This is a genomic window from Sphaerochaeta sp. UBA5836, assembly GCF_002432845.1.
In the GTDB taxonomy this organism is placed as follows: Bacteria; Spirochaetota; Spirochaetia; order Sphaerochaetales; family Sphaerochaetaceae; genus Sphaerochaeta.
In genome coordinates, this window is sequence record NZ_DJGW01000113.1 from 27,158 (window position 1) to 28,455 (window position 1,298).

Sequence of the window (1,298 nt, forward strand, 5' to 3'; positions counted from 1 at the left end):
GGGTGCGGTTCGGTCACTGAAGTCAAGAGCGGCCCGGGATTTCAGAAAGCCGAGGGGTCCACCTTGGTTGCCGTCACAAGCCGGTCGCCCCAAAAAGCCCGTGACTATGCTCTCCGCCATGGAATTCCCAAATGGTACGACAACGCCCAAGACCTCATCGATGACCAGGAAGTGGATGCCGTCTATATCGCCACCCATCCCGACTCCCATTACACATATGCTCTGATGGTCGCACAAAGCGGCAAACCGGTGTACTGCGAGAAACCCTTGGGAATCTCTTCGTCCCAAAGCCGGGAAATGGTCGATTTTTGCAAACAACAAGGGGTACCGTTTTTCAGTGCCTACTATCGCCGTGCACTTCCCAAGTACCTGATGATCAAGAGCATGATAGACAGCCAACAGTATGGGGATGTAAGAGCTGTGCATGTTTTCATGCAGCAGTCCATCAAGGAAGAGGACAAGCAAGGCGGAGGAACCTGGCGGGTGCACCCTGATGTGTCCGGGGGAGGGAAGTTCCATGATGTAGGCTCGCATGCCCTGGACCTCATCGACTGGATGTTCGGCCCCATTGTCGAGGCATGCGGGGAAGGACTCAACCAGAGCAGGGCCTATCATGCAGATGATCTGGTGTACGGGCACTTCAAGACCGAGCAGGGAGTTCCAGGTACCGGACTGTGGTGTTTCAATACATTCAAGGACGAGGATGTCACCCATATCTACCTTGAAAAGGCAAGAATTTCCTACTCCGTACTCGATATTGCCCAACCCATTACCGTTGCAACCGAAAAGGGTGTACAGACCATTGCCGTCCCCCAGCCGCCCCAGCATGTCGCCCAACCGCTTATCCAGACCATTGTGGACCAGCTCCTCGGCAACGGGACCTGTCCCAGTACCGGAGAGTCCGGGGCTAGAACCGATTTTGTTCTGGACCGCCTGATCGGCAGACTTTAGAGAGGAGATTTCACCATGTTTGTATCACATCGCGACCTCATCGAGAAAAAACAGATTTCCGAATATATCACCAAGCAGGTTTTGGTCGGTCCCAAGGAGGGCTGGAAAGACCATGTGATGAGAATGTTTACGCTGGAGAAAGGGGGAAAGGCTCCCCGCCACTCCCACCCCTGGCAGCACATCATCTATGCAGTCGAGGGGAAGGGAAACCTGTACATGGAAGGCAAGGATTATCCGCTGAAGGCAGGTTCGGTGGCCTATGTCCCTGATGACGCCGACCACCAGGTCTCCAATGCCTCAGATGAGAAGTTTGTCTTCATCTGCATTGTTCCCGAGCGGGGTGACCA

2 protein-coding genes are annotated in these 1,298 nt (G+C 54.4%); both read left to right on the forward strand.

Going from position 1 to position 1,298, the window contains the following annotated elements; genetic code table 11:
* Positions 1 to 951: Gfo/Idh/MocA family protein (locus B3F49_RS11485; protein ID WP_293911214.1), on the forward strand; the 951-nt coding region annotated here is incomplete at its 5' end.
* 15 nt (positions 952 to 966) lie between these two features.
* On the forward strand, positions 967 to 1,298 hold a 332-nt coding region (locus tag B3F49_RS11490), incomplete at its 3' end, for a cupin domain-containing protein (protein ID WP_293911216.1).